Below are 26,740 nucleotides of genomic sequence, written 5' to 3' on the forward strand. Positions count from 1 at the left end.
CTACTCATATATAATATATAGTATACAACATATGTGGTATGTATTCCTATACATAAGATGCTTTATCTATGCGAAATCCGTTACTTTACATATTCATTATTGGCGAAGTCCAAGAGGGATAAATATTTTTCTACCCCATCCGGCGCAATCACCACGATATTCGCCTTTGGCTCTTCTCGAGCAATACGCTTTGCCGCAACAATAGCCGCCCCTGAAGAAAGACCAATAGAAACACCGCTTTCACGCATAAAGGTTTGCACTTCGCTAAAAGCCTCTTCATCGCTTACAGTTTGTACTCCGTCCATCAAGCTTTGATCAAAGTTTTCAGGAATAAAACCTGCCCCAATGCCTTGAATTTTGTGAGGACCACCCTTGCCTTCCGTAATGGCTGGAGATCCTGTTGGCTCTACGGCAATGGCCTTCAAGTTAGGATTATGTTCTTTCAAACGTTTTGCAACGCCTGTGAAAGTGCCGCCAGTACCGATACCAGCTATGAAAACATCTACATTTGGCACTTGTTCTACAATTTCGGCACCAGTTGTACGATAATGCATATCTGGGTTTGCAGGGTTTACGAATTGGCCCAATGTGAAAGCATTTGGATATTTATCTAAAATTTCATTAGCGCGTTCAAGAGCACCTCTCATACCCGTTTCTTTCGGTGTTAATATGAGCTGTGCACCATAGGCTTTAATGAGCTCACGACGTTCTTTACTCATGCTTTCAGGCATAATAATAACAGTTTTAATATGCAAGATAGCGCCCACCATGGCAAGAGCAATACCTGTATTTCCGCTTGTGGCCTCTACGATAATGCTATCTTCGTGAAGGCGTCCTTTTTCCTTAGCATCTTGTAACATGCCAAGTACAGCACGGTCTTTCACAGAACCGCCTACATTATATTTTTCAAGTTTTACATAAATATTGGTATTTGGTAATTGATATACCGGAGTTTTACCAATCAGTTTAGTTGTTTGATTTGTGACTATGCTCATCTGATCCTCCTTTTGGCGATAGATGATAAAAATCGTCCTCAGGAACATCCCAAGGACGATATGATTTTCACCTTGTTATTCTCTATACACTGGATATAACCATTTGTGTATTCTCATAAATACACTCATACTCTATCACCTGCATCTATGCATTGTCAAGAGAATGAGAACCGCTTTTAAAACCCTAAAAATATAGGAAATAACTAGGTTTATTTATAAATTTCCCAGTGTGTCTACCACCATATCCCAGGTAATAGGCACCATAATGATAGCTAGCGCAACCCCAATAAAGATGACTGCCCCTAGTATAACGGTAAGCCGCGGAATGATGGCTATAACAGTACTATTCGCTACATTATACGCCTTATCTATGTCATAGTGCAGTGCTACATAGCCCCATAGAAATCCTGCTATCAAATATATCGCTACATAAGGATCTAGTATGATATGCGTTGATGTCATCGGTTCAACATGCATTAATCGATTGATAACTGGTGAAAGTAACACATTAGCGAGTATAGCTATAAGCTTGAACCATATAAGACATATAATATAAGGCCACATAGTTCTCATGGTCATCCGCAACATATAAAGCAGACCAACCATACCTGAACCCAATGTGCCCTTTGTATGCACCATGTACCGTTCCATCCAAGACGGTTGTTCTTTGCCTTGATGTAGTTGGTCATAATGAAACGATAAGTTTCTTTCGCCATGAGCCAAATCGACGAGGCCTAACACTTGTAACAATACTAAAACAAAGACGAAAACAACGCCTATTTGGAAGCTTTCACTAAAGAATAGAGCCATCGGGTCAAATGTTAGCTCACTCAAAGACGATAGATTACCATAAACATCATAAAATGCAGCATATATACCATTTGTCGTGAGTACATCTACGATAAACAGGGTCAATACAAAGATAAGATACCCATTCCATCGAGCCCATCTACTAAGATGTGACAACTGCGTATGCTCCCCTACGATTATGGATGCAGGGTGAATAGACAAGATCACACCGATCATAAAAAACATTATGAACGATGTGCCCATTGTTATATATTCATATACCATATTAACGGTATGCTACGCGCTCAGGCTGCATATCGTGGAAATGAAGGCGCTCTTTTGCCGTCTTTTCCCACTCTGTACCAGGCTTGCCGTAGTTTGCGTATGGATCGATGGACAAACCACCGCGTGGTGTAAACTTGCCCCATACCTCGATGTATTTAGGATCCATCAACTTGATGAGGTCTTTCATGATGATATTGATGCAATCTTCGTGGAAATCCCCATGATTACGGAAACTAAATAGGTACAATTTCAAAGACTTGGATTCAACCATTTTCTTATCCGGTACATAAGAGATATAGATTGTGGCAAAGTCAGGTTGACCTGTCATAGGACATAAGCTAGTGAACTCAGGACAATTAAACTTAACGAAGTAATCATTATCAGGGTGCTTGTTATCAAACGCCTCTAACACCTGTGGTGCATAATCAGTTGGGTAATCGGTCTTGTGACCTAACATCGTTACCCCTTGTAACTCTTTTTCAGATCTGCCGGATGCCATAAGGAACCTCTTTCTATACATTCTAGAACTCTATAATTAGATATATTGAATAATTCATGTAACACTTAATTATAGCATATAAAAGAATACACCAGTTATAGAGATAAACGATTTCAGACTATAGTTAAATGACCGTTTCATCCTATGTCTCTAAATAAACTATCCTATCCCCATAATCTAGTTCAATTATATTGCGCTCACATATAGATTGTATAAAATTAAAATTTATAATAAAATATTCATATACATTTGGTAATGTTAATACATTCAGAGAAATATAACACCTTATGGAGGTCCCTTATGAAATTAAAACAGCTTATTTTATCTAGCATCGCTGTAGGTGCATTAGCTTTCACATTTGGCGCAGTACAACCTGCACAGGCGGCTATTGGCATGGAGAATCCAGGTCCAGCTATGAATCTTGAAAAGCCTGTATCTGTTACGACTGCCCATCATATCAATGTAGATGGCAAGGTTGTTGAGCCTATTAACGGTCAACAAAATGTAATCTATGTAGATGGTCAACCACTCGTAGCATTGCGCCAAGTATCTGAAGCATTGGGCTATAAAGTAGCATGGGATGAGCCTACTAAAACAGCATTAGTAGACATGAATATCGCTACATTAGCTATCCAACCTGATTCTGCAGAGGTAGTGCGCCATGGCAAATTGAAGATTATCAACCTTGATACTTCTGAATCCTTCTTGCCTGCAGCTCGCAAGGTAGATGATACTATCTTTGTAAAACCTCAAGTATTCAAATTATTATTGAACGATGTAAAAATTACAAAGGACGAAATCTTCATCGCCCCTCAACGCGCACAATTAGCATCTACTACAAATACAGAGGTAACTCACAAGAATGAACTCAACACATTCTTGCCACCATCTCAAAATGATGTAAAGAAAAAAGAAGATCCAAAGGCTACAGAAAAACCTCTTATTAAAATTAAGAAATCCTTAGCTAAAGATACTGTAACTACAGACGATCAAGCTCAATCTACAGACAAATCTGAATACCAACGTGCTAACGGATTAGATCGATAACCGAAATTAAGAGATTGTTGAGCAAGCTCTCAACGCATTAAAAAATTTATGCAAATAAAAAGGTCCCATACGGGACCTTTTTATTATATAGCATATATAGTTATCCGAAATTAGTTTTACTAAATTTGATGGCTATATTATCTGCCAAAACCATAACGGTTAAGAGCTGTATTACCATTACCATATATAGCCATAATCTTCGCCATGAAATAGTCAGCTACTGCTAGAGAGTATGCTGCAATATCATTGTAATCAGAGTATTTTGGTGCAACATTAGTCACAGTAATGTTTTCAATAGTAGTACTAGCTTTAGGAGTAGTCAATTTATTTGTAGTAGGTGCAGGATCTGTAACAGTTACTGTAGAACCCATGGCTGGATTAACATAACCTGTTGGAGTAGATACTGGTGGACGTTGGGAATCAGTATATTTGTAGCCATAAGAAGCGTCTGCTTGTTGTGGTGCTACTGTAACAGCGCCAAAAGCAAGTACAGCTGCGGCCAAAACGATAGAGAATTGTTTTGATGCTTTCATAAAAAACCTCCAAATAACACAAAAGTATTTTATCAAAAATTATGATAACGTAGATTTATTATAAACTATCTAAATAAACGCACAATGAAAGAGGGTTAATATCATTTATCTTTCATTTATCACTTTATTTTGATACCTTTGAAAGCATCTTTCACCTCATCCATTTGGCGTTTTACATCACCAACAGATTCTTTTACATCATCGGGAACCTTGATGCTATCTATACCTTTAGCTGACTCAGAGGCACGTTTACTATTTTCACCAGCTTGCTTCATCCCCGCTTTAATCCGGTCCATATTCTCATCGATCTCATCGAAGGATTCGTCGTAGAGGATAAAATTACTACCCCCATGAGATGTAATGTTGAGCGACCCCATGGTGAGCTGCCCATTATCGATACGCAACGCATCTGTAGAAATGGTCGTAATATTTGTATTGACTGTCACATCACTAAAGGATAAATGGCGCCCCTTATTGTGAAAGTTTCCTGTAATATTTTTAATTGGAATGAGCATATAATGACCTTCACCAGACCAGAAATTCCCCCATACCTCCATATCACGAGGCTTACCTTCGCTTTTAAAGTTTAAATTAGCCGATACAGGGACGACGAACTCAGGCGTTTTAAGAGCTTCGCTACTATCTAAATCCTTAGCTACACCTGTAATCGTATAGGCTCTTGTATCTAAATTGTATACCCCTTTTGCCTCTAATTTGCCACTGTACACATTAGCATTAACATTTTCAAAGTTTAAAATGCCATCTTGGTACGTTACATCACCCACTACATTTTCAAAGGTAAGTGCAGGAATCCGTAAAATAGGCATCGTTACACGGCCTTTAGCCAACGGTCGATTAAAATCACCTGTTACTCGCGTTAGTAAGGTCATAGAATCGTGAATATTATCGCCAAAACCAAGTGACGATGGGTCTACACCTTTCACATCAAACTGTAAATCTAGCTGAGGCATGCGATGCTTTGATACATCCTTTAAATCGACGCGACCTTTCAATGTAAGCCCATCGCCAATAGCTGTACCACCGAACTTACCCGTTTCCATATCGATGCGAATAGCACGGTTACTATCGAGATGGATCTTAGCCTCTACATTCTTCATCACATAGTGACGATTTTTCTGAAAGATTTCTAGCTGATTATTTCTAAGCGTAATGGTAAGGTCCAAATGTTGGCCTTCCCAATTAAAATTACGAACCTTCTTACCCAGTTCCTCCTGTCGCTCTTGCGTCGTCTTTTTAGGCGGCTTAGGGCGAGGGTCCACCTCATCGAGAGGCTTATTCACATCAGGCGAAGCAGGCACAAAATCGAGCCGGTTGTTATCATCTAGATCGACTACGATTGTTGCATCGTTGAGCTCAATTCCATTGATAGCAGAAGCCTTAAAGTTACGAGTGACAACATCCCACATATTGACGCGAATTTTACCACTGGGAACGGTGAGCAATTCACGACCTTCTGAATCCCTCCACACCAAGTCGGTAAAGGATAATGTTCCCCACGGCGTTGCAGTTAAACGCTCTACTGTTACAGAACCACGCATCATCGTTTGTCGAGCCATAACCTCGTTAAAGATAACACCCATCCCGCGACTTGCTATCGTAGCCAACACAAAGAAAATAATCGCTCCAATGGCAAGAAACGCAGCAATGCCTTTTAGGCCTTTCTTATACAATTGTTTATATTTTGTCCAATAGGAACGTATGTAATGTTTCATAGAGCTATTATATCATGTCGAGGATGCGAGTTTTGTTATGCTTCGTCGTCGGTTACGGCCTTGGTACCTCTTGTGCCTGTCCGTATACGCATAGCGTCTTCTACATCGTATACAAAGATTTTACCGTCCCCTACTTCACCGGTTTGTAATGTGTTTCGCGCTGTATCCATTACAAGATCTACAGGCACATCACACACAACGGTTTCAACTTTTACCATAGGAATTAAATTCACATCATATTGTTGGCCCCGATATACTTCGGTATGGCCTTTTTGTAAGCCACAGCCAAAGACTTGTGACACTGTCATACCTTGAATACCAATCTTGTTTAAGGCCTCTTTTAAATCCTCTAGCTGCTCTGCACGAGCGATTATATCTACCTTTTTCATTCGTTTCATATATGTATCTCCTATGCGTACTATCTATCAATCACCAATTATAACAAAGAGGTTTGATTGGATGAAATAAATCGACCTGAGCTTTTAAATTCAGATTGATTATAAGCGCCTTCACCATGTTCACTAATATCGATACCCAAAGATTCAGAACCTATGCTAACACGCATATCCATGAAAGCGCTGACGATTTTAAATAGTATAAATGTGCCTACAATGGCTAATACATAAGCAATCACGAGTGAAAGCAATTGAGGCCCTAACAAGGAACCACCATAGAACAACCCATTCGCCCCATCAGCATTAATCGTCGTTGTAGCCCATAAACCGGTAGCAATAGCGCCCCATGTGCCGCCTACACCATGAATACCAAAGGCATCAAGAGAATCATCGTACCCAAGGCGATTTTTAATAATAGCTACCGCTAGATAACATACGACTGCACCGATAAAGCCAATAATAACGGCCGCCATAGGCGTTACAAAGCCTGCCGCTGGTGTAATAGCTACTAGACCAGATACACCACCAGAGGCAGCCCCTAACACAGTAGGTTTACCACGATGCATCATTTCTACTAGTACCCATCCTACAATACCAACAGCTGCAGAGATTTGTGTAGTTAACACTGCATTAGCCGCAAGAAATCCTACGCCGAGAGCAGATCCTGCATTAAAGCCAAACCAACCAAACCATAAAATAGCGGCTCCAAGAATCGTCATCGGCAAATGGTGAGGTAGCATAGGCATCCGTCCATAGCCTCTGCGACGTCCTAGCAACATACATAAGGTCAACCCAGACACACCGGATAACACGTGAATCGCAAGTCCACCGGCAAAGTCTAATGCACCTAAATCGCTGAGGAATCCACCGCCCCAAATCCAATGGGCCATCGGATTATATATAAAGATAGACCATAGTAAAGCAAATATTACAAAAGGTGCAAAACGCATCCGCCCTGTAATAGAACCACTCATGATGGCTGGTGTAATAACAGCAAACATGCATTGGAATGCTACAAAGGCAAGCTCAGGAATATGTGTATCACTTAAGACAGCTGTCTCCGCACCATCAAGACCAAATTTACTAAAGTCGCCGATGATGCCATGTAGATCATCACCAAAAATCAATGTATAGCCTATCAAAATAAACTCAACAGAAATGACACCAATCAAAAAGAAGCTCTGCATGATTGTACCTAGCACATTTTTACTACGCGCCATCCCACCGTAAAACAACGCTAAACCAGGTGTCATAAAAAATACTAATGCAGCACACAACAAGACCCATGCGGTGTTGCCCGTATCAATCATATTGACCATAAGAAACTCCTTTCCATACAAAAAGCGCCTTGCTCGCAGAAAGTCTGCATGCAAGGCGCCGTTACCTAACTATTTTATTGTTCCGATATATATCGCTACATACATCGTATATTACATTCCTATTCATGTCAATAAATTCTATAGAATTTATTGAATTCTAATGTACATAAAGCACAAAAGCTTCTATAAAGCTAAAAGCCATATTCAGGCAATGGAGATATCACACTAGTGGAGTCCATACTCTCACCTTTCATTTGAACATCAATGAGTAAGTTAATCACATCATCTCGACTAATATTTTTCTTATTACGATTAGCAATGATAGTGTGAATAAATAAATTCTTATCATTTCGTGTTATATAAGATATTTCCATTGCATTAAAAGCAGGATACTGAATATCCATTAATATTCCTGGTGTATTGTTATGCCATACAGTATAGGTATTTACTTTCACGCCTTTTATAATTCTACTATGAAGAATCTGATTTCTTAATGCATCTGATAGAATCTTATTTTGACGAGTTCCTTCCTTGATTGGATTAACTAGTAATAATTGAGCTAACCCATCTGCTTCATATACTCTAACGAATCCACCACCTTTAGCTATATCTTTTTTTAACGTTGTCCCTTCAATTCGACGATATGTAAAGTCTCCCAAAGCATCTACGGTATTAGGTATAGTAATCTCAGGTTTCTCCATAATTGAAGGTATTGTATAGTTTGCCAATAAGCCTAACGTATGTTTATAATTAGCATTCTTATCAGTGGTTATAATGCCAATATGGTACATATAATTCGGCTTATTTTTAAGTGAAAAATTAACCGTACTAATTGTACTTTTATCAAGGTTACCCTCTGAAGACGCTACATCCCACGTACCATTTTCAATACCTGGATACGTAAACTTTCCACCATCAATAAAAGTATTTTTAGCACCTGGATTATGTTTTGCAAAAGCAGCCTTCATATCCTCTACAGTAAGTTCAGCATAACTTTTACCAGATTCAGCCCAAATTCTTGTATCCTTTACAGGCTCCACCTCAATGCCTATCATACCAAGATTAGACTTAGCATATTGTGTATGGCCTTTACCTCGATTCACCATTAAACTTGTATTAGATGTACCTGGCAAGATAAATTGAATAGAGCGATTTTCTCCAGATAACACATAAATGGAAGAACTATAGTTATGCGCCTTATAATCAATAATACTTTTATCCAAGATTTTATCTTTTGCGGCACTTTTATTCACTACAGGAACCTGTGAAGACATCCGCTTATCATATAAAGCTGATAAATCTTTTCTCAACTCAGCTATCTTAGTTTGATCTACGATGTTATCACTATACACGACTGCAGGCATTTTAGGATTTGCCCCTGGAATCGATACATCTGCACCATGTGCCGTAAAAACTGCAGTAGAACTAATAACTGCTGCCATTATCGCCATTCTAATATTCATAATACGCTCCAATACTTTCTCTATCTCACATATACAAATTAATGTAAACACATACATCTTACATATATATAGTTTACTATTTTCTAAAAAAAGCAGCAAATTTATAAATTAAAAGTGCACTCACAAAGGTGAGTGCACTTTATATATTGCAATAATCAATATTATGCTTTTGCTTCTTTACCGTATTTTACGAGGCTTTCAGCTTCGATTTCAGCTTGTGTACGGTAATCTTGAGGAATGCTAGATAAGCGGATCCAACTACGTACAGCTTCTACCAATACGATAAGGATCATGAGGAACATGGCAGCACTGAATGCTACTAGGATCCATTTACCAGCTGGGATATAGCTGTTAAATACGTTTTCAAAGTCTGCAGCGATAGCAACAATAGCCATGAGGATACAAGGAATACCTGTAACCCATGCATAACGTTTGCGACCAAGTCGCATGATAACTGTAGTACCTACAGCCAATGTCATAGTACCTAATAATTGGTTAGATACGCCGAATAGAGGCCAGATAATACCGATGTTACCTTGTAGAACTAGGTAGCCCCACAAAATACAAATTAAAGCTGCACAACCATAAACGCCAGGAGCCCAATGTTGGTCGTTGAATTTAGGATGGAAATGACCTAATAATTCTTGAAGTAAGTAACGACCTACGCGAGTACCAGCATCGATCAAAGTCATGATGAACAATGCTTCGAACATGATACAGAAGTGATACCAGTAACCCAACAAGTGATCCATGTTAGGTAATTTAGAGAAGATATGAGCCATACCTACTGCAAGGGATACAGCGCCACCAGGACGGTGCATCAAGTCTTCACCAACCATTGCGGACAATGCTGGCAATTCATGAACTTGAAGGCCTAACGCTTTGAAGGATTCAGCAGTGGAGTTAATTGCGAAGTAATCATCTGGATGCAATGCAGTGGCTGCGATCAACGCCATCATAGCGATGAAGCCTTCTGTTAACATTGCGCCATAGCCGATAGGCAAGATTTCTTTTTCATTAGTAAGCATTTTAGGTGTTGTACCTGTTGCGATAACAGTATGGAAACCAGATAACGCACCACATGCGATAGTAATGAAGATGTAAGGGAATACAGAACCTTTCAATACAGGACCGCCACCCCAAATGTAAGGAGTTACAGCTGGCATTTGAATTTCAGGCATTACAATGATAATACCAAGAGCCAATGCGCCGATTGTACCGATTTTAAGGTATGTGGACAAATAATCACGAGGAGCAAGCAATAACCAAACCGGCAATGCTGCTGCAAAGAAACCATATACGGCAAGCATGATTTCGATGGTTTGCAAGTCATATGTAAACCAAGAAGCATATTCGCTAGCTGCTACGTTTGGACCGTAGATAATAGCTGCGAAAATCAACGCTACACCGATAATAGTTGCTTCTTGAATTTTACCAGGACGCAACCATTTCAAATAAATACCAATGAAAATAGCGATTGGAATCGTAGCAAATACAGAGAAGAAACCCCATGGGGAGTTATGCAATGCGTTAGCTACTACTACGGCCATACCAGCAAGGGTGATGATCAATAGGAACAATGTAGCAAGCATAGCACCGAAACCAGCGAATTTACTGATTTCTTCACGTGCAATATCCGCAATAGATTTACCATCATAGCGAACGGATGCGAACAAGATAACCATGTCATGTACAGCGCCGGCTAATACGGAACCGATAAGGATCCATAATGCACCAGGCAAATACCCGAACTGGGCTGCGATAACAGGACCTACCAAAGGACCTGCACCAGCAATCGCTGCAAAGTGATGACCAAATGTTACCCATTTGTTTGTGGGCACGTAATCGTGACCATCATTGTGGACCATAGCTGGCGTTGGACGATATTCATCCAATGTTAATACTTTCGCCGCTATGAAAGCCCCATAAAAGCGGTACGCTAAAATTAGAATACACGCGGAGGCTATAACTAAGTAAATACCATTCATAACCATATAAACACCTCCAATTGTCTTGTGTGACATGGTGTTATATAAAAATATCTGATAAATCTTTTGCACATCCATGCCACATTGGCTCTCAAAACTTTTAGTACTTACAATAATATTGTATATCTAAACATAGAAGTGTCAATTATCAATTTCTCATTTTGAATGTACATTATGAGTTAAAAACATAACTAAAAAGCATTCTCCGTTACTTAGAGAATGCTTTTATCGTTTTATTTTGATAGTAATTATCTATTGTCTTACTACGACTCCTGATTTATGAAGGGCCTTTTTAATATCTTTTATAGTTAAAACTTTGTTATGTAACAACGCCCCTACAAGAGCTCTAGTTACATTTGTCTTTGTAAATAAATCCACAAAATACTGTATATTTCCAGCACCACCAAAGGCTGTTACAGGTACATCCACAACCTCTGCTAAAGCTTGATATAATTCAATATCAAATCCAAGCCCCGTGCCATGTCTATCGATACTCGTTACCAATAACTCACCCATACCATGGCCTACCGCTTCTTTTACCCATTCTAAAGCATTTTTACATTGTGGCCCTCCTATTTTTTCGTCGCTCCATAGTCTTCCGTAATATTGCCAAATGCACGCAATAGATTTAGACCTACGACACCACTTTTTTCAGGATGGAATTGCATTCCATATACTCTACCGCGCTCAACAACACCTGGTACATCGATACCATAGTTTGCAGTAGATGTAATAAACTCAGGATCAGTATCTACATAATAGGAATGAACGAAATAGGTATATTGATCGTCTACGGTAATTCAATATTAGTGGTCGCTAAGAAACGACCAATCGGCATAGTTAAATCAGGACGAATTACGACGGACGCGTCCGAGCTATCCATGAACTCGTACATATGCTGACCGCGCCCCATTGCATAGCCATTGAATACATCCTTGTACTCCACAAGAGGTGTAGAGATCTTTGTGTATTGGCGGTTACGACATAAACCAAGCACATATTGACTCACATCATCCTTGCGCTCCGCTACGGCCCCTATATCATCGCGGAACCCCGTAGGTAATTGCTGCTGTACCATCGTAAACATCCTTTCTATCATTTCATTTCTCATACCTGTGAAAGCATCATATAATCAGTTTCAAACGAGTTAAATGGCTTTCATTTATCTATGAGAAAAAATTTACCTATATCGATACTTTTTATTTTATCACTTTATCTGGTTAAAGTATGAAATTATAATATAACGGTTCTATAGAATTGTTAATAGAACCGTTAGTATTACTCAAATTTAATTATGGGTCATTATAGGTAATAAACCTGGTTGTTGAAGTATTTATACCGTTTATTTTATCATATTAACACAGTTTAAAGTATAGCATAAAGAATTTCCCTGTTAATAAAGTGTAGTTTTCCTTATTAATAACTAAAGGGGCACCTCCTTCGAGGTGCCCCTTTGCTATGGTTTCTTAAAGAATTCCATATCATTAGTCTAATATAGTAAAACAATATATATTTTCTATTTAAAAAAGGGCTTTTCTAAATGCATAAGCAAACACGATAATCCCCCATAATGCAGAAAACGTTGCAATAAGGCCCTCTTTAAAATATATACTATCTCTTTTTTGACAAAACCCCGTGAGTATTGTAAAAAAGAAGAAAATCAACCAAATACTGCCATAATCTACTATAAATTTATAATCTTTATCCATTAAAAATTTAAGATTTAATACCACTAAACTTATAATAGAGATTATAGATAAATACTTTGTTAGGCTACCTAAAATTCTATGTTTTTTCATATATTCATATTTTTCATCAAATGAACATTTACGGATCTCAATTTTATATAACCCTATAGATAATGATATAGATATAAAAACAAAAAAATATCCTAATATTCCAAGTTTACTCATTTTCTCCCCGTTGGCTTATATCCTCTTATATACTATAGTTAAATACATATAATTAAGGATTAATTTTGACTTTGTAACGATAGATATATAGACCTATCAACTTCATCTAAGTCTTCAATCTTATACTTCGTTTTACTTGCATCAAAATGATAATATTTCTTTACATGATCTAATAAAGCTTTGGACTCTTGGTTTTGTTTGGAGAAGAATAGAATACAATTCATATTATTATCAAAGACAATCATATTATCCTTACATAATAAGTATAGATACGAGCTGCCAGCCTTATCTTTCTCTACAAAGGCATCAAAGAAATAAGGAAATTTAGAGTTAGAGAAACTAGTATCAGATACAATAAATTGGCTACCCAATTTGCTAATATAAATTTCATTCTTAGGCCCAAACTCTAAAACTACACTACGGCCAACCAGCTCATCTGATGATGGTTCATGATAAAACATATAAGCTATAAAAGCTGTTATTAGAGTAATCAGAATAATAATCCCAAACAAAAGCTTTCTCATCAATCTAGCCCCAAATTTTTTCTATATCTGCCACGCTATGTGCATCAGAACCAAGTACAAATGGCACACCAATAACAGCAGCCATGCCTTGAATAAAGCGGCTTGGGTACATTTCACGGCAGTCCGGTTTAAAGAAGCCGCTCATATTGTAGTCTAGTTCACGCCCTTGTACGCGCATGATATGCAAAATATCGCTTACGACCTGCGCATTGCGGCGATCTAAGTGATGCTCAAAGCCAAAGTGGTGTTGGTATTTCTTAATCAAATCAAAGTGACCAATGCGTTTTGGCGTATATTCACCGAGGTCAGCGCGCACAGCTTGGCGCACAGTAGAGTAATATTTGTAATATAACTCATATTGCTTTTGAATCCACGGACCAAAGCCCTTTTCAAATTCTTTAGGGCTGTAGTCTAAGCAGTAGTAGGCATTATTAACGCCTTCCATAAAGTGAACAGACAAGATGTTATCATCCGTCAACGGACCATAACGATCTAAGAACTCTTGAATATCTGCCTCAAAGCCTGGAATGTAATCTACTTCAAAGCCGAGGGAGATATCGATATGCGTACCATAAGCACGTTGTAATTGACGGCCTAGTTCTAAATAGGAATCTACTTGATTCAATTTCAAAGAAGCCGTGTTATACGCCTTTTTGTCGCCACCATATTCAGCAGCAAAGCCCGCAGGCAATGGCGCATGCTCAGTGAGGCACACCTTTTCAATGCGCAACTCAATGGCTTTTTCAATCATCAACGCAGTGCGGTCGCCACTACCATGGGGACACAATTCTGTATGTACATGACCGTCCACAAGTCGGCTGCGATACTTACTATAGCCAACGAACTGCCGTTCATCTTTCATGTTCATTCAATCACCCTATTCGCCCTAACCCGTAGCGAACCCTTATCTATCATCTGTACATTATTAATATATAGTATTAATATATCTAATTTATTTACCTAATTCATGTACCTAATTCATATACCTAATTTATATATCATATTATTATCTACGTTTTATTATACCAATAATGCGTATGTTTCGGTATCCTGATATTTACCATGTTTGAAACCAACTTGCGGTGTTAAACCACAATAGGTAAAGCCAAACCGTTCATGTAGTACTGTACTTGCCGCATTTCCCGCCGTAATGACAGACACCACCGTATGTAATGTTTCTGTTTCTTTAGCATGCTCTAATATATGGGCCATCAATTTAGACGCCACACCTTTGCTGCGATACTCTTGATGAATGTAGATAGATAATTCGACGGTGCTTTTGAAAGCATCCTTTGTTCTATATGGTGAAAGCGATGCATAGCCTACCACAACATCGTCCATATTCCCTACAAAAATGCAGTGCTCCACCGTTTGATGCGCCCCGAACCACTCCTGCCACTCTGGCAACGTACGCGGCTCAAGATCAAGGGTGGCTACGCCGTTTACAACCTCATAATTGTAAATATCTAAACAAGATGCTATATCATCCTTTGTAATTGGTCGTATTACTAATTCACTCATAAGTATTCCTCAAAATTGTGGATATCCTAAAAAACATTATTTCTATTTAACATAATATATAAAAAGAGCCCACATACGCAAGAAAAAGGATGAACTGTTCGTAGCACATACCATTTCATATTTCTGCATTTTTAAGAAGTAAAAATTGCATATTTTACTTCTATATACCCAATACAACAAAACTGAGTGGTAAAAACATCAATTTTTACCACTCAGTTTATGTATTTAAGTTTTAATTGTAAATATATGAGAAGATTAAACTACTAGAAATAAAAGTACTGTAATAACAATCAAAGCCCCAATCACGCCGTAATCGATAGTTTTCAAGCCTACAGATGCTGCAAAGCTATGTGTAGGTCCACCAAAGCCACGTAGTTCTAGGGACAACGCCATTGTTTCAGAGCGGCCCAAGGATTTTAAAAGCAATGGTTGGATCACAGATGCGTAAGATTTCATGCGCTTCAAGAAATTGCCTTCTAAGGATAAACCACGGCATGCTTGTGCCTCTTGTACAGCATGGCTTTCAGCAATGAAATCAGGCACGAAGCGAAGTGCGGCAGTGAACATAAATGCATATTCATAAGGAATTTTGCATTGTGTTACGAGTGATGCTGTAAGGTCTTGTAATTTTGTAGTTGCCAACAAGCAGATGAATACAAGTGTCATGGCGAGCATACGCAAGCCGGATACGATGGCAGATGTTACATCACCACTACCGAGAAATTGAACAATACCAAGGAATACAGCAAAGCTAGTCAATGCTACAACGGCTTTGCGTTGTTTGAATAGCAAACCAGCTACAAGCAATACACCCAGCTCTACAACGACCAAGGCCAATAGAGATGGCCAGTCGCGCAATAGAATGGCCCACACGGATACAGCGAGGGTCATCAAAATTTTTGTTAACGGTACTAAACGTTCCATATGTCCCTCCTATTTTCCGCTCAACTGAGCCACTAACTTAGATTTCAATTCATCCATGGATTTGCAATAGCCTAGGGATGGTACCGCTAGTGAAAGTTCCACACTTGGCGGTTTTGTAAGGCCTAGGTCTTGCAATTCGTCCGTAGATTTTTTGAATAATTCTTCTGGAGTGCCATCAAAGGCAACTGTTTGGTTACCCATGATGAGTGCACGGCTACATTCGCTAGCCATGATTTCCATATCATGTGTAATGAGAAGGATCGTAATGCCTTCTTGATTAAGTTGACGCAATAAAGCTAACAACTCTTTAGTTTCCTTACCATCTTGACCACTTGTCGGTTCGTCGAGGATGAGGATTTTAGATTGCATTGCTAGAGCAGAAGCGATGGCAACGCGTTGCTTTTCACCGCGGCGCAATGTTGGAGGGTACGCTTCGCGTAAATGCGTAATACCTGTGCGCTCCAACACTTCATCAACGATTTGTTTTACTTCGGCTTTACTGCGACCTAATGATTCAGGACCAAAGGCAACCTCTGTGGCTACTGTTGGTCTGAACATTTGGCGATCCGGTTGTTGGAATACATAACCAATAAATTGACCACGCTTGGATGGCGGCATAGACGTAATGTCAGTGCCGTTATAGTACATGCGGCCTTCGCTAGATTTTTCAAGACCAACGAGCAAACGAGTGATAGTCGTTTTACCACAACCGTTGCGACCACCGATGGCGATATATTCGCCGCCTTCGATGGTGAAAGTCACATCCCGGAAGATGTCTACAGATGGCACATAGCCAAAGCGGATATTTTCAACCTTAAGCATGAGCGCCACCGTCCTTTCCTTGTACATCATCAACGCGTTGAATTGGTTGTTTATTTACTACCGTATTAGATTGATTTGTTGTAGAGCTGCTTTCACCATGCACCTCTTTTTGGATAGCGTGAGCCATTTCAATTTGGTGCAGGCCCTTGATAGCAGACTCGATGCTAAGCCAAGGTTCATCGCTGTGGAAGCCCGCTTGTTCAAGTTCCATGTACGTAGTGAACACGGATGGCAACGCATCTACATGAATATTGTGTTCGTACATGTAGCGAAGCGTAGTCGGTACATCGTCGTCGCACGCAATAGAGCCATCTACCATGAGAGCCATGCGGTTTGCATACGGCAATACAGCGTGTAAGTCATGGTCGATAACAACAACGGTAATACCGTGTTTTTTGTTCAAATCACCTACGAGGCGATATAATTCGGCAGTCCCATCTGGGTCGAGGGAGCTCGTTGGTTCATCAAGAACAAGAACAGTTGGGTTCGTAGCCAATACGGAAGCAATCGCCAAACGTTGGCGTTGACCACCGGACAAGCTTGTAATTTTGCGATCTTCTAAGCCGATAAGACCAACTTGTGCAAACACCTCTTCAGAACGAGTTCTAATCGTTTCACGATCATAACCGCGGTTTTCCATAGCAAAGGCTACTTCTTCACGAACAGTCATCGTTACAAGTTGTGTATCGTAATCGGCAAGAACGACACCGATGTGATTAGCCAGTTCAGGAATTTCCATTTGCGTAGTCGCTTTGCCATCTACGAACACCATACCTTCAAGGCGGCCACCGTAGAATTTAGGCACAGCCCCTACCATAGCCATGCAAAGAGTACTTTTACCACAACCAGCAGGCCCAGTCACAACGAGGAAGTCCCCATCATGTACATCAAGATTGATGTTTTCAAGGGACGGCGTAGTCGCCTTTGGATGGTAATAATTTACGTGCTCAATGGAAATCTTAGCTTGGCGCTCAGGCAAGATTGTCATATGACTATGGTCAGACGTCAATTGATCTGTGCTTGGCAACATGCCACGTTTAGAGAATAAACGTTGCGCCGGAATGTACAAGATTGGCGTAATGGCACCGTTCAAAGCACCTACGATAAGAACCATTGGCCACATACCGTATATGTACACATTGTCTGGCATACCCAATACTTTCCATAAGAGGGTAACGAAGATACCACCAGATACAACTGTGGCTAAGAAGCCAGATAGGATTGGCGTCAAATCAAAGCCACCGATTTTGCGGAACTTCACGGACAACATAGCACGTGTCACGAGAGCGGCTGTCAATGCACCACCTGGTTCAGACAACAAGTTGCCGTACGGGAATGCTGACTTAGACGTCAATACGTTAATGAGGGCTGCCACAAGGCCAATCCCCAAGGTTTGACTCAAACTAGGGCGAGTCAATAAAATAGCTACGCAGTACGTAGCAATTGTCCAGTTTGGCGTTACCCCAGCCACACTAGGGCTCACCAAATGCAATATCGTGCCCAATGCGAGCATCAATGTGCTGACAGTAACCCATCTAAACTGGCCACCCTGCACATGCGTGTACACAAGATCTTGAATCCGTTCCATAATAGCCTCTTTTCTAAAAATGAATATATAGTGTTTATTGTAACATTTATATGGGTATTGTGAAAGTTTAGAGCATAAAAAAGCGCCCCTGAGGGCGCCTATATAAAAAATAAAGCAACACCGAATTAACGATGCTGCCGCTTGAAACCAAAAATGGTTTTTCTATGTACCTAAATATTACATTATGTGAAACCATGTGTCAATAGCTCTAATAAGCACATCAAATGTAGCTTTTATATTATCATGTAATCTATAATCATTATCTCGGAAAAAGCGTTGCTTAAGTTCATCTAATTCACTACATATATGGTTATGAACACCAGTACTAATACATATTCTCTGATGAGCATACATCGTAGTTAAGATTTGATAAGTAGAAATATGTCTCAAATGTCTACGTCTGCTTGATGGCGATTTTATAAATTTAGCACATTCTCTTGATAAATCAGCATTAATGCTTTTATTATGTGTAGAGTTTATATCATTAATAATACAATTATTATGAGCACATGCATTTCGTAAACTTTTAACGGTATACATTAAGTATAATCGTTCTGTAATCTCAGTATTTTGCAATAAGTCTGCACAGTATTTGTAGAAGTATAAATACTGTCCAAAAGAAATCATTTCTAGAAAAGCCCATACAGGACAACGTTTATTTTCATCATCAATATATTTAGCGTATAAATTACCACAATATAAGCTACCACTATTTTTCCATAAGTCATGCTGTAATTGTTCAAAATTAGATTTCTCTAGCTGATTCATATAATCCTCAACTATATCATATGGATCAATATTATTCTGCTGTAAGACAGATAATAAATGAACTTTTGAAAAATGCTCAATCCCAATAGCCATCTCTAACATGATTCGTCTTAATCTATTATCAATACATGCTAAATCAATTAAATAGCTAAAATCTAGATTTACATATTTTCCAGATTTTGTAGATTTTAAAAAGTTCTTCCTGAAGGCTCTAAGTTTAAAATAGTTATTATTCTCTACTAAATATTGTTCTGTTTCTGCTTCAGTAATATTATTAAAAGTAATACCTTTAGATATACTATGCTCTACCTGTTCTCTTGGTGTTAAAAATGGACCATCTGACATACAGTCGCTCCCTTCAAAACAACGATAACCATACACCAAACAAAAGCAAAATTTCTATATATAATTATATCACTTTGTAGTTATGTCTGCCCTTATTTAAAATAAAAACGGTCTAATATCTCTAGGACATCAGACCATTTTTATTACCTACTTCTATATTAGTAAATTTATAAAATTAATAAGATCAAACTATTTTATTAGCTTATGATTCACCATGCAAAACTGCCATTGATACAGATTCCTAAGCCTTTTCTTCTCTGTTTGTTATAGCATCCTCAGTTACTACTTCAGATACTTCTTCACTGTTCTCTTTAGTCACTTGTTTTTCCGTAACTTTTTCTTTAATTTCTTTTGCCGCATCAACAGATTTTTCTTTAACAGTTTCTTTAATGTCGAGGGCAACACCTGTAGTAATGGCTTTTACTTCTTTAGCTTTATGTTTTAACTCTTCCTTCTTTTCTTTAAGGGCTACTTCAAGATCTTTCGCTGCTACCGCAGATTTAGCTTTCACTAATTCATTTACTTCATGAGCGGCCTCAGCAGATTTACCTTTTACGTCTTCTGCTTTTTCTTTTACGAGCACTTTAATTTCTTGTGCTGCATCAGCAGATTTACCTTTTACATCTTCTGCTTTTTCTTTCACTAGGACCTTAATATCTTGCGCCGCATCAGCAGTCATCTCTTTAACTACACCAGCTTTTTCTTTTACTACGCCTTTCACCTCTTTTACGGCATCGTTTAAATGATCTAGAAACTTCATATTAATTCCCTCCAATTAATTTTGTAATGAATATCTTCTCTCTTTCAATTGCAGATTAAATTTGAATAAAATCTAGCTTTTATATCATTAAATCATAATTTATATCAATTATAAAGAATATCCATACATCTTCATGCTATCATTAAAATCATTTTATAAATCTACTATTTCTTAATATAAATATATAGTATTTGATTTAACATTCTTTGAGGATTTGTGAGAGACTAGATGCTATCAATAGCCATTATGTTTATCATATGATAAAAAGCACCATCTATTAACGATAGTGCTTTTGGTGCATAGTTAATTTGATTATTCATTATTAAATCCCCAATTCACTCTTTAGTTGATCTGCTGAAATCCAGCCTTGTTCTTCACCAGATTTACGACCCGCCTCTAAAGTGCCCATAAGTTTTATCGTAGCCATTACACGTTCATAATCTTGAATATCCATAATTACATCTCTTTCTTTACTATTTCTCCCAAAACATTTGAAGCCATATCGTTAATGATTGCATTCGCAACATTAGTCATTCTTATTGTAAAATAAGAATGACCTAACACCCCAAATTGGACGTTAGGCCATTTCTCATTTTCTTATTTCCCAGGAGATGAGCCTAACGCATTCCAGAACGTTAATTGGCTCTTCTTGTTTTGTATTATACCACATCTAATAATATATTACAGCTTAGAAAACTAACTTTTACTATCATAATTAAATTTCTATTCTCACTTTCTCGTCATATAGTTGTGATATAATGCGTATAAATACTTATGCCTAGGACATAGGAGGTCTATATGTACAAATATATTACAATTTTAGGGGCCGCTGGCCAAATTGCACAAAAGTTGACTGCTACATTATTAACATATACAGATATGCACCTTACATTATATGGTCGCCAATTGAGTACTCGTTTACACCCAGAGATTTTAGAGCATGAACGCGTTACTGTTATCGAGGGTTCCTTCCAAAATCCTGCAAAACTAGAACAAGCTGTAACAAATGCAGAGATTGTATTTGTAGGTGCTATGGAGTCTGGTAGCGATATGGCGGCTATTGTGAAAGCATTGAGCCGTAAAAACGTACGCCGTGTTATCGGTCTTTCTATGGCTGGTCTTTCTGGTGAATTCCCTGCAGCACTTGAAAAATGGACCTTCGACAGCTTGCCTATCAGCTATGTCCAAGGCGAACGTCAAGCACGCAATGTGTTGCGCGAATCCAATTTAAACTACACAATCTTACGCCTTACATGGCTTTACAATGATCCAGAAAATACAAATTATGAACTCATCCCTGAAGGCGTTCAATTTAACGATGCCCAAGTTACACGGGAAGCTGTAGTAAAAGCCATCTTCGACATCTTACATGTAGATGACGAAACACCATTCCATCGTGCAAGCATCGGTATTGGCGAACCAGGCACACACTACGACAAACCAAGCTTTCACTAATATATAACTATATTAATTCTTAAATAATAAGGTATATCCAAAATCTAATCGGTACATTTTTACTCATGTAATATAGATTTTGGGTATACCTTTTCTTATGCCCATATTTTATAGTTATTTATATAGATAAAGTTGCTTATTTACGCTATACTAATAAATGATTAAGTTATACTAATAGATATGTGAAAGTAGCCGTCTCTACGGTTATCGATTACATTTATATATACATTTTGCTGTATAAAACGTCTGTTACTCTATGTATAAAAATTAATGATATCCATTTTTAGTCCCACTTTGGGCTAAGGCTTATTAAGGAGTTATTATGAATCGCATTGTTGTTATTGGTAGTTGCAACATGGATATTGTAGTGCTCGCCGATAAACGTCCGGCGGCAGGCGAAACAATCATGGGCAACGAATTGCATATCGCACATGGCGGTAAAGGTGCAAACCAGGCGGTAGCTGCCGCCCGTCTCGGTGCAGAGGTTACTATGGTTGGTTGCATCGGCGAAGATGCATACGGCCAAATGATTATGGATAACCTAAAGGAAAATCATATCAATACAGACTACATCGTTACTGTGCCGAATACTACAACAGGTACAGCCCACATCACATTGGCTGAAGGCGATAATAGCATCATCGTGATTGCAGGCGCTAATGCCAAGGTCAACAAAAGCGTAGTAGATAACACTTGGTCTGCTATCGAGCAAGCGGATCTCGTAATGGTGCAAAACGAAATTCCTATTCCCACAATCGAATACATCGTTCGTCGTTGCCACGAGGCTAATGTGAAAGTCCTCTTAAATCCAGCTCCAGCGGCTGACCTCAATCCTGAGTGGTTAGAATTGGCAACCTATATTACGCCAAATGAGCACGAGCTATCTGCCCTCTACCCTAACCAATCTACAGAGGAAACATTACTAGCGAACGAAAACAAAATCATCGTTACCCTTGGTAGCAAGGGTGTAGGCTACGCCGACAACGGTGAAATCCACACTGTATCTGGCTTCAAGGTTGAACCGGTAGATACTACTGGCGCAGGCGATACCTTCAACGGTGCCTTTGCAACAGCTATCGTTAATGGTAAAAGCTTAGCCGATGCATTGCACTACGGTAACGCGGCCGCAGCCCTCTCCATCCAACGATTAGGTGCCCAAGGCGGCATGCCTACAAAGGACGAGGTCGCTGCATTCTTAGCGGAAAATTAACCTATTGAATAGAAAAAGGAGTTTACCATGCAACGACACGGCATTTTAAATAGTCATATCGCTAAGGTGCTTGCAGATCTTGGTCACACAGATACAATTTGTATCTCAGACTGTGGATTACCAGTACCTGAAGGGGTTCAAAAAATTGACTTAGCCTTAGATTTTGGCGTACCAAGCTTCGAGCAAGTAGTATCCATCATCGCTAAGCATATGAAATCCGAAGCAGTTCATGTGGCAGGAGAAATTAAAGAAAATAATCCTAAGGCTTACGACTTCTTGGAGTCTACCTTCCCATCCGATCAATACGAATGGATTGAAACAAGCCATGAAGCTTTCAAAGAAGCCACAAAACAATGCAAATGCATCATTCGAACTGGTGAAGCATCTCCATATGCAAATATTATCTTACGTGCCGATTGCATCTTTAGCGACCGTCCGTAAGACAAGCGCATATGAAACGTAACGCATAAGTAAACGATACTTTCACCAGTCATATAGGAGTAGTTATGGAAATTGTTATGTCAGGCATTGCGAAGGCATTTGGTACAAACCAAGTTCTGCGCGATGTAAGTATTACCCTCAAGGAGGGCGAGGTTCACGCCTTGATGGGCGAAAATGGGGCCGGCAAGTCCACGCTCATGAATATCCTCACCGGTATTCACAAGGCGGACGCTGGTACCATCACCATTAACGGCGTAGAGCGCACCTTCCCGAACCCGAGAGAGGCCGAGCTAAACGGCGTGGCGTTCATCCACCAAGAGCTCAACATTTGGCCAAATCTAACATTGTTAGAAAATCTATATTTAATGAGACCCAAGCGCAATAAATTCGGTATGCTCGATAAAAAAGCGATGCTCGCTGAGGCGGAAAATACATGCCGAGAACTAGGCATCGAGTTGCCACTCACAACGGAAGCAGGCCTTTGCTCCGTCGGTCACCAACAGATGACAGAAATCCTTCGTATCTTGATGTTAGATGCCAAGGTTGTCATCATGGACGAACCGACAGCAGCCCTCACAGAGCGTGAAACGGCGACATTGTTCAAAATGATGCGCAAAATGAAAGCCCGCGGCGTGGCTATCGTATATATCTCTCACCGTATGGAAGAGGTATTTAGTGAATGCGATACCATCACGGTTATGCGTGATGGTCACACCATCATTACAAAACCAACAGCTGAGATTTCTGTAGACGAAGTGGTACGCCACATGGTAGGTCGTTCTATTGACGAGTTCTACCCTGCTCGTACTACTACACCAGGCGAAGTTGTGATGAGCGTCGATAACCTTAAACCAGAAGGTTTCGACAACGAAATCTCCTTCTCCTTGCGCAAAGGCGAAATCCTCGGCGTAGCAGGTCTTATGGGCGCTGGCCGTACAGAAATCATGCGCGCTATCTTTGGTGTAGATAAACACAATGGCGGTACCGTAACAGTTAACGGCTCCGTTCTGAACTGTAAAAAACCAGAAGATGCCATCAAAGCTGGCATTGCTTTCATCACAGAAAATAGAAAGAGCGAAGGCTTGATCCTCGATTTTTCCATCGGTTCCAATATTACATTGCCGAACCTTAGCGAAATTTGTCCATCTCATGTACTTGATAGTGGCAAGCTCAATTCCTTTGCTGACGAATTGTCTAAAAAACTAGGCGTTAAAACACAATCTATTCACGAACCGGCGTCCTCCCTATCTGGTGGTAACCAACAAAAGGTAGTTATCGCTAAATGGGTTGGTAAAAAGCCATCCATTATCATCATGGACGAACCGACGCGAGGTATCGATATCGGCGCAAAACGTGATATTTATGATTTAATGAACGAATTAACGAACGATGGTGTGTCCATTATCATGGTGTCCTCTGAGTTACCTGAAGTGCTAGGCATGAGCGACCGCGTTATGGTCATTCATGAAGGTCGCGTAGCAGGTATCTTGGACCGCTGCGATGCAACACCAGAATCGATTATGACATTAGCCACAGGAGGACAATAATGGACAGCAAAGCGCTACAATATGTAAAAAAATTAGGCCCCCTCATCGGCCTCATCCTATTATTTGTAATTATCTCTGTCATGAACGACAGTTTCCTTGAATTCTCTAACTTGCGTAACTTATTGCGTCAAGTATCCATCAATGCGATCATCGCCTTTGGTATGACCTTCGTCATCTTAACAGGTGGTATCGACTTATCCGTTGGTTCCATCCTCGCCCTCTCTAGTGCAGTGATGGCCAACCTCATCGTAACTGGTACTGACCCTGTATTGGCTATCGTATTAGCAGCCGGTGCAGGCCTTGTATTGGGCGGTATTAACGGTCTCGTTATTACCTATGGCCGCGTAGCTCCATTTATCGCTACCTTGGCGACCATGACCATCTACCGTGGTGCGACGCTAGTATTCACAGACGGTAACCCAATCTCCGGTCTTACACAAGACCCTCTATTCCACGGCTTTGGCCAAGGGGATATTGCAGGCCTTCCAGTTCCAGCCATTACAATGTTCCTCGCTTTCATCATCCTCTGGTTTGTATTGAGCCGCACATCCTTAGGCCGTAAAACATATGCCGTAGGTGGTAGTGAAAAGGTAAGTTACATTGCTGGTATCAAGATTGACCGCGTTAAAATCTTCGTGTATGCCTTGACTGGTATGCTCTGTGGTATCGCTGGTGCAATCATCACTTCTCGTCTTAACTCTGCACAACCTACAGCAGGTACAGGCTACGAACTTGACGCTATCGCGGCGGTAGTTCTTGGCGGTACAAGCCTTGCTGGTGGTCGTGGTCATATCGTTGGCACATTAATTGGTGCCCTAATTATCGGTACCCTCAACAATGGGTTAAATATTCTCGACGTTTCCAGTTTCTATCAACAAGTTGTAAAAGGTATTGTTATTTTACTGGCTGTTCTTGCAGACCGTAAGAAAGCCTAGGAGGTTCCTATGAAAAAACTATTGTTACTGTTGGCGATGGCCGTTATGGTTATCGGTCTTGTAGCAGGCTGTGGTAAAAGTGCTGATAACGGCGGCGACAAAAAATCCGGCACTATCGGCTTCTCTGTTTCCACATTGAACAACCCATTCTTCGTAACTATGAAGGAAGGCGTTGAGGCTCAAGCTAAAGCGCTTGGTCTTAAAGTTAAAATCGTTGATGCTCAAAACGACCCTGCAAAACAAGCAAACGATATTTCTGACTTGCTTGAAAGCGGCGTTTCTGTATTGATCATCAACCCTGTAGACTCTGCAGCTATCTCTACTTCCGTAGAAGCAGCAAATGCTAAAAACATTCCTGTAATCACTGTTGACCGTTCTGCTGACAAAGGCAAAGTAGTTGCTCACATCGCTTCCGATAACGTAAAAGGCGGCGAAATGGCTGCACAACTTATCGTTGACAAAGTAGGCAAAGCTGCAAAAGTTGCAGAAATCGAAGGTATCCCTGGTGCTTCCGCTACACGTGAACGTGGCCAAGGTTTCCACAACGTAGCTGACAAAGACTTAACAGTAGTAGCAAAACAAAGTGCTGACTTCGACCGCACAAAAGGGTTGAACGTAGCAACAAATATCTTGCAAGCTAACCCTGATGTACAAGCTATCTTCGCTCATAACGACGAAATGGCATTGGGCGCTATCCAAGCAGCTAAATCCGCAGGCAAAACAATCTTCATCGTAGGCTTTGACGGTACTGCTGATGCAGACAAAGCTGTTAAAGACGGCACATTGGCTGCAACAATTGCTCAACAACCAGACCAAATGGGTAAAATCGCTATTGATACAGCTCAAAAAGTTATCAAAGGCGAAGCTGTAGAAGCTAAAATCCCTGTAGATCTTAAAGTTGTTACAAAATAATTGTATATAGAAACTGGGTACAGAAAAAG

General features: G+C 39.8%; 28 protein-coding genes and 2 pseudogenes. 8 read left to right on the forward strand and 22 right to left on the reverse strand.

All coding sequences use genetic code 11. The features are described 5' to 3' along the window. Positions 1-80: 80 nt before the first annotated feature. The 3 genes from cysK to queF all read right to left on the reverse strand — a co-directional run bounded on the left by cysK (position 81) and on the right by queF (position 2,568). Positions 81-995 (reverse strand): cysteine synthase A, encoded by a 915-nt coding sequence (gene cysK, locus ACDF53_RS02710; protein ID WP_024066061.1) that lies wholly within the window; start codon positions 993-995, stop codon positions 81-83. A gap of 213 nt (positions 996-1,208) precedes the next feature. Then, on the reverse strand, positions 1,209-2,030 hold the full coding sequence (locus ACDF53_RS02715) for a hypothetical protein (protein WP_370815402.1): 822 nt from the start codon (positions 2,028-2,030) through the stop codon (positions 1,209-1,211). Positions 2,031-2,070: 40 nt separating this feature from the next. Beyond that, positions 2,071-2,568 (reverse strand): preQ(1) synthase, encoded by a 498-nt coding sequence (gene queF, locus ACDF53_RS02720; RefSeq protein ID WP_005387511.1) that lies wholly within the window; start codon positions 2,566-2,568, stop codon positions 2,071-2,073. Positions 2,569-2,868: 300 nt separating this feature from the next. Between queF and ACDF53_RS02725 the strand changes: the two genes are divergently transcribed. After that, positions 2,869-3,615 (forward strand): stalk domain-containing protein, encoded by a 747-nt coding sequence (locus ACDF53_RS02725; protein WP_370815403.1) that lies wholly within the window; start codon positions 2,869-2,871, stop codon positions 3,613-3,615. A 137-nt stretch (positions 3,616-3,752) separates the two neighbouring features. Here the strand turns inward: ACDF53_RS02725 and ACDF53_RS02730 are convergent, their stop codons facing one another. The 19 genes and pseudogenes from ACDF53_RS02730 to ACDF53_RS02820 form a co-directional block, all read right to left on the reverse strand. Further along, positions 3,753-4,148, reverse strand: a complete 396-nt coding sequence (locus ACDF53_RS02730) for a hypothetical protein (protein ID WP_005387504.1) — start codon at positions 4,146-4,148, stop codon at positions 3,753-3,755. 119 nt (positions 4,149-4,267) lie between these two features. Further along, entirely contained in the window at positions 4,268-5,881 is a 1,614-nt protein-coding gene (locus ACDF53_RS02735) for a membrane biogenesis protein AsmA (protein ID WP_370815404.1), read from the reverse strand. A gap of 35 nt (positions 5,882-5,916) precedes the next feature. Further along, positions 5,917-6,279, reverse strand: coding sequence for a P-II family nitrogen regulator (locus ACDF53_RS02740; protein ID WP_105086369.1), 363 nt, complete (start codon positions 6,277-6,279; stop codon positions 5,917-5,919). 38 nt (positions 6,280-6,317) lie between these two features. Continuing rightward, positions 6,318-7,595 carry an ammonium transporter gene (locus ACDF53_RS02745; RefSeq protein WP_370815405.1) on the reverse strand — a complete coding sequence of 426 codons (1,278 nt, stop codon included), beginning with the start codon at positions 7,593-7,595 and terminating at the stop codon, positions 6,318-6,320. 191 nt (positions 7,596-7,786) lie between these two features. Further along, entirely contained in the window at positions 7,787-9,058 is a 1,272-nt protein-coding gene (locus ACDF53_RS02750) for a hypothetical protein (protein WP_370815406.1), read from the reverse strand. A 161-nt stretch (positions 9,059-9,219) separates the two neighbouring features. Next, complete coding sequence (locus ACDF53_RS02755; RefSeq protein ID WP_296007735.1) at positions 9,220-11,052, reverse strand: carbon starvation protein A; 1,833 nt, start codon at positions 11,050-11,052, stop codon at positions 9,220-9,222. Positions 11,053-11,298: 246 nt separating this feature from the next. Further along, the gene (locus tag ACDF53_RS02760) at positions 11,299-11,670 is read right to left on the reverse strand and encodes a HisA/HisF-related TIM barrel protein (RefSeq protein ID WP_370816184.1); all 372 of its coding nucleotides are present in this window, start codon (positions 11,668-11,670) and stop codon (positions 11,299-11,301) included. Further along, positions 11,619-11,840, reverse strand: a pseudogene (gene hisH, locus ACDF53_RS02765) (imidazole glycerol phosphate synthase subunit HisH); the annotation flags it as partial. The pseudogene hisH and the gene ACDF53_RS02760, both read right to left, overlap by 52 nt. Beyond that, positions 11,840-12,124 (reverse strand): annotated as a pseudogene (locus ACDF53_RS02770) (ATP phosphoribosyltransferase regulatory subunit); the annotation flags it as partial. The pseudogenes hisH and ACDF53_RS02770, both read right to left, overlap by 1 nt. 442 nt (positions 12,125-12,566) lie before the next feature. Then, entirely contained in the window at positions 12,567-12,959 is a 393-nt protein-coding gene (locus ACDF53_RS02775) for a hypothetical protein (protein WP_370815407.1), read from the reverse strand. A gap of 59 nt (positions 12,960-13,018) precedes the next feature. Beyond that, entirely contained in the window at positions 13,019-13,483 is a 465-nt protein-coding gene (locus tag ACDF53_RS02780; protein ID WP_370815408.1) for a hypothetical protein, read from the reverse strand. 4 nt (positions 13,484-13,487) lie between these two features. Next, positions 13,488-14,351, reverse strand: coding sequence for a histidinol-phosphatase HisJ (gene hisJ, locus ACDF53_RS02785; protein ID WP_370815409.1), 864 nt, complete (start codon positions 14,349-14,351; stop codon positions 13,488-13,490). Between the two features lie 152 nt (positions 14,352-14,503). Beyond that, positions 14,504-15,004: an N-acetyltransferase family protein gene (locus tag ACDF53_RS02790; protein WP_370815410.1), complete on the reverse strand. Its 501-nt coding sequence runs from the start codon at positions 15,002-15,004 to the stop codon at positions 14,504-14,506. A 255-nt stretch (positions 15,005-15,259) separates the two neighbouring features. After that, a complete protein-coding gene (locus ACDF53_RS02795) occupies positions 15,260-15,928 on the reverse strand; it encodes an energy-coupling factor transporter transmembrane component T (protein ID WP_370815411.1) in 669 nt (222 codons plus the stop codon). A gap of 9 nt (positions 15,929-15,937) precedes the next feature. Next, a complete protein-coding gene (locus ACDF53_RS02800) occupies positions 15,938-16,750 on the reverse strand; it encodes an energy-coupling factor ABC transporter ATP-binding protein (protein WP_370815412.1) in 813 nt (270 codons plus the stop codon). Further along, a complete protein-coding gene (locus ACDF53_RS02805) occupies positions 16,743-18,338 on the reverse strand; it encodes a tryptophan transporter (protein ID WP_370815413.1) in 1,596 nt (531 codons plus the stop codon). Before ACDF53_RS02805 ends, ACDF53_RS02800 begins: the two co-directional genes overlap by 8 nt. A 177-nt stretch (positions 18,339-18,515) precedes the next feature. Further along, positions 18,516-19,451, reverse strand: a complete 936-nt coding sequence (locus ACDF53_RS02810; protein WP_370815415.1) for an Abi family protein — start codon at positions 19,449-19,451, stop codon at positions 18,516-18,518. A 241-nt stretch (positions 19,452-19,692) separates the two neighbouring features. Further along, the gene (locus tag ACDF53_RS02815; protein ID WP_370815416.1) at positions 19,693-20,211 is read right to left on the reverse strand and encodes a surface exclusion protein; all 519 of its coding nucleotides are present in this window, start codon (positions 20,209-20,211) and stop codon (positions 19,693-19,695) included. A 322-nt stretch (positions 20,212-20,533) separates the two neighbouring features. Then, entirely contained in the window at positions 20,534-20,665 is a 132-nt protein-coding gene (locus ACDF53_RS02820) for a hypothetical protein (RefSeq protein WP_370815417.1), read from the reverse strand. Between ACDF53_RS02820 and ACDF53_RS02825 the strand changes: the two genes are divergently transcribed. The 7 genes from ACDF53_RS02825 to rbsB all read left to right on the forward strand — a co-directional run bounded on the left by ACDF53_RS02825 (position 20,654) and on the right by rbsB (position 26,711). Then, a complete protein-coding gene (locus ACDF53_RS02825) occupies positions 20,654-20,761 on the forward strand; it encodes a putative holin-like toxin (RefSeq protein ID WP_370815418.1) in 108 nt (35 codons plus the stop codon). The genes ACDF53_RS02820 and ACDF53_RS02825 overlap by 12 nt on opposite strands. 248 nt (positions 20,762-21,009) lie before the next feature. Further along, a complete protein-coding gene (locus tag ACDF53_RS02830; protein ID WP_295259759.1) occupies positions 21,010-21,666 on the forward strand; it encodes an NAD(P)H-binding protein in 657 nt (218 codons plus the stop codon). Positions 21,667-21,988: 322 nt separating this feature from the next. Beyond that, entirely contained in the window at positions 21,989-22,876 is an 888-nt protein-coding gene (rbsK, locus tag ACDF53_RS02835) for a ribokinase (protein WP_370815419.1), read from the forward strand. 27 nt (positions 22,877-22,903) lie between these two features. Continuing rightward, a complete protein-coding gene (rbsD, locus tag ACDF53_RS02840; protein WP_119207039.1) occupies positions 22,904-23,317 on the forward strand; it encodes a D-ribose pyranase in 414 nt (137 codons plus the stop codon). Positions 23,318-23,382: 65 nt separating this feature from the next. After that, entirely contained in the window at positions 23,383-24,864 is a 1,482-nt protein-coding gene (locus tag ACDF53_RS02845) for a sugar ABC transporter ATP-binding protein (RefSeq protein ID WP_370815420.1), read from the forward strand. After that, positions 24,864-25,799 carry an ABC transporter permease gene (locus ACDF53_RS02850; RefSeq protein WP_370815421.1) on the forward strand — a complete coding sequence of 312 codons (936 nt, stop codon included), beginning with the start codon at positions 24,864-24,866 and terminating at the stop codon, positions 25,797-25,799. The genes ACDF53_RS02845 and ACDF53_RS02850 overlap by 1 nt, the downstream gene beginning before the upstream one ends. Before the next feature lie 9 nt (positions 25,800-25,808). Next, positions 25,809-26,711 carry a ribose ABC transporter substrate-binding protein RbsB gene (gene rbsB, locus ACDF53_RS02855; RefSeq protein ID WP_005387469.1) on the forward strand — a complete coding sequence of 301 codons (903 nt, stop codon included), beginning with the start codon at positions 25,809-25,811 and terminating at the stop codon, positions 26,709-26,711. Positions 26,712-26,740 lie beyond the last annotated feature (29 nt).

The organism is Veillonella sp., from assembly GCF_041333735.1.
Classification (GTDB): domain Bacteria; phylum Bacillota; class Negativicutes; order Veillonellales; family Veillonellaceae; genus Veillonella.